Raw genomic sequence first — 5393 nt, 5'->3', positions numbered from 1 at the left:
GTGGGGCTTGCGGCTGGTGTGTGGTTGTTCTTTGAGAACTCAACAGGGTGCTTGTAAAGCCAGTGCCAATTATGATTTATACCCCGGACTGGTCAGGCCTTTTGGTTTGGCTGGTTGGGATTCCTTTGGCAACAATTTGTTTGTTGTCGGGATAGCTGTTCAACTAATTTTTTGTTGGAGAGTTTGATCCTGGCTCAGGACGAACGCTGGCGGCGTGCTTAACACATGCAAGTCGAGCGGAAAGGCCCTTCGGGGTACTCGAGCGGCGAACGGGTGAGTAACACGTGAGCAACCTGCCCCAAGCTTTGGGATAACCCTCGGAAACGGGGGCTAATACCGAATAGGACTGCTGGCCGCATGGCTGGTGGTGGAAAGTTTTTCGGCTTGGGATGGGCTCGCGGCCTATCAGCTTGTTGGTGGGGTGATGGCCTACCAAGGCGACGACGGGTAGCCGGCCTGAGAGGGCGACCGGCCACACTGGGACTGAGACACGGCCCAGACTCCTACGGGAGGCAGCAGTGGGGAATATTGCACAATGGGCGGAAGCCTGATGCAGCGACGCCGCGTGAGGGATGACGGCCTTCGGGTTGTAAACCTCTTTCAGCAGGGACGAAGCGAGAGTGACGGTACCTGCAGAAGAAGCACCGGCCAACTACGTGCCAGCAGCCGCGGTAAGACGTAGGGTGCGAGCGTTGTCCGGATTTATTGGGCGTAAAGAGCTCGTAGGCGGCTTGTCGCGTCGACCGTGAAAACTTGGGGCTCAACCCCAAGCCTGCGGTCGATACGGGCAGGCTAGAGTTCGGTAGGGGAGACTGGAATTCCTGGTGTAGCGGTGAAATGCGCAGATATCAGGAGGAACACCGGTGGCGAAGGCGGGTCTCTGGGCCGATACTGACGCTGAGGAGCGAAAGCGTGGGGAGCGAACAGGATTAGATACCCTGGTAGTCCACGCTGTAAACGTTGGGCGCTAGGTGTGGGGGGCCTCTCCGGTTCCCTGTGCCGCAGCTAACGCATTAAGCGCCCCGCCTGGGGAGTACGGCCGCAAGGCTAAAACTCAAAGGAATTGACGGGGGCCCGCACAAGCGGCGGAGCATGCGGATTAATTCGATGCAACGCGAAGAACCTTACCTGGGTTTGACATGGCCGCAAAACCTCCAGAGATGGGGGGTCCTTCGGGGGCGGTCACAGGTGGTGCATGGCTGTCGTCAGCTCGTGTCGTGAGATGTTGGGTTAAGTCCCGCAACGAGCGCAACCCTCGTTCGATGTTGCCAGCGCGTTATGGCGGGGACTCATCGAAGACTGCCGGGGTCAACTCGGAGGAAGGTGGGGATGACGTCAAGTCATCATGCCCCTTATGTCCAGGGCTTCACGCATGCTACAATGGCCGGTACAATGGGCTGCGATACCGTGAGGTGGAGCGAATCCCAAAAAGCCGGTCTCAGTTCGGATCGGGGTCTGCAACTCGACCCCGTGAAGTCGGAGTCGCTAGTAATCGCAGATCAGCAACGCTGCGGTGAATACGTTCCCGGGCCTTGTACACACCGCCCGTCACGTCACGAAAGTCGGCAACACCCGAAGCCGGTGGCCCAACCCTTGTGGAGGGAGCCGTCGAAGGTGGGGCTGGCGATTGGGACGAAGTCGTAACAAGGTAGCCGTACCGGAAGGTGCGGCTGGATCACCTCCTTTCTAAGGAGCACCTTCCGACGAAAGTCGGTAAGGAGCCCGCGACCTACGAATGTTGGGTCGGGGTGCTCGAATGGCGGAGACACTGGCAAGTTTTCCCTCGGCAACGGCCGGGTTCCTTCTAGTACAGCCACTCTTGGGTGGTGGGAACGAAGTCCCTGGTGCGGCTGAGGAAGAATGTAAGCACCCTGTTGGGTCCTGAAAGAACAACCGTTGGTTGTTGTTTCAGAGACGTGGCCGGCCTCCTGTGTGGGGGCTGGCAGTCTGCCAGGCATGGCCTGGCCCCGCATACCGCTGGTCCTGAGGATCGGGTTTGGTGTGGGGCGGATCGGGTTGTGGGTTGGTCGTTTGTTGAGAATTGCACAGTGGACGCGAGCATCTTTGTGGTCAAGTTGTCAAGGGCGAACGGTGAATGCCTTGGCACCAGGAGCCGATGAAGGACGTGGGAGGCCGCGATAGGCCTGGGGGAGCTGTCAACCAAGCTGTGATCCCAGGGTGTCCGAATGGGGAAACCTGGCACCAGTCATGTGGTGTCACCCACACCTGAACACATAGGGTGTGTGGAGGGAACGCGGGGAAGTGAAACATCTCAGTACCCGTAGGAAGAGAAAACAATTTAGTGATTCCGTGAGTAGTGGCGAGCGAAAGCGGATCGAGGCTAAACCGGCTGCGTGTGATACCTGTCAGGGGTTGCGTGGTCGGGGTTGTGGGACCCTGCTGAACAAGCTGACACTTGTTCGAGAAGTTACAAAGTTAGTGGCTAGTCGAACAGTCTGGAATGGCTGACCGTAGACGGTGAGAGTCCGGTAGGTGAAAGTTGCTGACCTTCTGTGGGTGTTCCCGAGTAGCGGCGGACCCCTGAAATCTGCCGTGAATCTGCCAGGACCACCTGGTAAGCCTAAATACTTCCTGGTGACCGATAGCGGACAAGTACCGTGAGGGAATGGTGAAAAGTACCCCGGGAGGGGAGTGAAATAGTACCTGAAACCGTTCGCCTACAATCCGTCGGAGCCTTGCGGGGTGACGGCGTGCCTTTTGAAGAATGAGCCTGCGAGTTAGTGGCATGTGGCGAGGTTAACCCGTGTGGGGGAGCCGTAGCGAAAGCGAGTCTGAATAGGGCGATTCAGTCGCGTGTCCTAGACCCGAAGCGGAGTGATCTAGCCATGGGCAGGCTGAAGCGCGGGTAAGACCGCGTGGAGGGCCGAACCCACCAATGTTGAAAAATTGGGGGATGACCTGTGGTTAGGGGTGAAAGGCCAATCAAACTCCGTGATAGCTGGTTCTCCCCGAAATGCATTTAGGTGCAGCGTCGCGTGTTTCTTGCCGGAGGTAGAGCACTGGATGGTCTAGGGGGCCCACAAGCTTACCGAAATCAGCCAAACTCCGAATGCCGGTAAGTGAGAGCGCGGCAGTGAGACTGCGGGGGATAAGCTTCGTAGTCGAGAGGGAAACAGCCCAGATCACCAGCTAAGGCCCCTAAGCGTGTGCTAAGTGGAAAAGGATGTGGGGTCGCATAGACAACCAGGAGGTTGGCTTAGAAGCAGCCACCCTTTAAAGAGTGCGTAATAGCTCACTGGTCAAGTGGTTCCGCGCCGACAATGTAGCGGGGCTCAAGCACACCGCCGAAGCTGTGGCATTCACATTTTAACCTCGCTTGGACTTGATTCCTTGTGCAGGTGTGTGGATGGGTAGGGGAGCGTCGTGCCGCGAGTGAAGCAGCGGGGTGACCCAGTTGTGGACGCGGCACGAGTGAGAATGCAGGCATGAGTAGCGAAAGAAGGGTGAGAAACCCTTCCGCCGGATGACCAAGGGTTCCAGGGCCAGGCTAATCCGCCCTGGGTGAGTCGGGACCTAAGGCGAGGCCGAGAGGCGTAGTCGATGGACAACGGGTTGATATTCCCGTACCCGCGAAAGAGCGTCCCTGATGAACCTCGTTGTGCTAACCACCCAAACCATCCAAGACCTTCGGGTTGAGGGTGGGGAGCGTGGGAACCTGATGGGTAGTAGTCAAGCGATGGGGTGACGCAGGAAGGTAGCTGAGCCCGGCCGGTGGTTGTGCCGGGGTAAGCGTGTAGGCCGTGGTGTAGGCAAATCCGCACCACATGAAGGCTGAGACGTGATGCCGAGCCGATTCAGGTGAAGTCAGTGATCCTATGCTGCCGAGAAAAGCCTCTAGCGAGTTCTTAGCGGCCCGTACCCCAAACCGACACAGGTGGTCAGGTAGAGAATACCGAGGCGATCGGGCGAACTGTGGTTAAGGAACTCGGCAAATTGCCCCCGTAACTTAGGGAGAAGGGGGGCCGGAGACGTGAAGCCCCGCGCGGGTGGAGCGTTGTATGGCCGCAGAGAGCAGGGGGAAGCGACTGTTTACTAAAAACACAGGTCCATGCGAAGAAGTAATTCGATGTATATGGACTGACGCCTGCCCGGTGCTGGAACGTTAAGGGGACCTGTTAGCTCCTTTGGGGCGAAGCGGAGAACTTAAGCGCCAGTAAACGGCGGTGGTAACTATAACCATCCTAAGGTAGCGAAATTCCTTGTCGGGTAAGTTCCGACCTGCACGAATGGCGTAACGACTTCCCCACTGTCTCAACCACAGGCCCGGCGAAATTGCAGTACGAGTAAAGATGCTCGTTACGCGCGGCAGGACGGAAAGACCCCGGGACCTTTACTATAGCTTGACATTGGTACTCGAATTAGCTTGTGTAGGATAGGTGGGAGCCGGTGAAGTCCATACGCCAGTATGGGTGGAGGCAATCTTGAAATACCACTCTGGTTGATTTGGGTATCTAACTTCGGACCGTTATCCGGTTCAGGGACAGTGTCTGGTGGGTAGTTTAACTGGGGCGGTTGCCTCCTAAAAGGTAACGGAGGCGCCCAAAGGTTCCCTCAGCCTGGTTGGCAATCAGGTGTTGAGTGCAAGTACACAAGGGAGCTTGACTGTGAGACTGACAGGTCGAGCAGGGACGAAAGTCGGGACTAGTGATCCGGCACTTGCGAGTGGAAGCGGTGTCGCTCAACGGATAAAAGGTACCCCGGGGATAACAGGCTGATCTTCCCCAAGAGTCCATATCGACGGGATGGTTTGGCACCTCGATGTCGGCTCGTCGCATCCTGGGGCTGTAGCAGGTCCCAAGGGTTGGGCTGTTCGCCCATTAAAGCGGTACGCGAGCTGGGTTTAGAACGTCGTGAGACAGTTCGGTCCCTATCCGCCGTGCGCGTAGGATACTTGAGAAGGGCTGTCCCTAGTACGAGAGGACCGGGACGGACGAACCTCTGGTGTGCCAGTTGTCCTGCCAAGGGCACGGCTGGTTAGCTACGTTCGGAAGGGATAACCGCTGAAAGCATCTAAGCGGGAAGCCTGCTTCAAGATGAGGTATCCCACCCACTTTGTGGGGTAAGGCCCCCAGCTAGACGACTGGGTTGATAGGCCGGAAATGTAAGCCCGGTAACGGGTTCAGTTGACCGGTACTAATAGGCCGAGGACTTGACTACTAAGCTGCTACGCGTCCACTGTGCAACTCTGAACAAGCGAACACCCGTGAAATCGTGCCGGGGTTGTTTGATATGTTCATAGAGTTACGGCGGTCATGGCGGAGGGGAAACGCCCGGTTACATTCCGAACCCGGAAGCTAAGCCCTCCAGCGCCGATGGTACTGCACTCGTGAGGGTGTGGGAGAGTAGGACGCCGCCGGACAATCTTTCAGAAA

Annotated in this window: 3 rRNA genes; all 3 read left to right on the top strand. The window is 57.4% G+C overall.

Annotation, left to right across the window (positions count from 1 at the left end):
* Positions 1–171 precede the first annotated feature (171 nt).
* The 3 genes from KBX53_RS20955 to rrf all read left to right on the top strand — a co-directional run bounded on the left by KBX53_RS20955 (position 172) and on the right by rrf (position 5380).
* Positions 172–1686: ribosomal RNA gene (locus KBX53_RS20955) — 16S ribosomal RNA — on the top strand.
* Positions 1687–2068: 382 nt separating this feature from the next.
* Positions 2069–5178: ribosomal RNA gene (locus tag KBX53_RS20950) — 23S ribosomal RNA — on the top strand.
* A gap of 85 nt (positions 5179–5263) precedes the next feature.
* Positions 5264–5380 (top strand): 5S ribosomal RNA (rrf, locus tag KBX53_RS20945).
* Together the 16S, 23S and 5S rRNA genes form the textbook arrangement of a ribosomal RNA operon.
* Positions 5381–5393 lie beyond the last annotated feature (13 nt).

The sequence above is a fragment of the Micromonospora sp. M51 genome, assembly GCF_018070305.1.
Classification (GTDB): Bacteria; Actinomycetota; Actinomycetes; order Mycobacteriales; family Micromonosporaceae; genus Micromonospora; species Micromonospora parva.
This window is presented reverse-complemented; position numbering and strand designations above follow the sequence as displayed.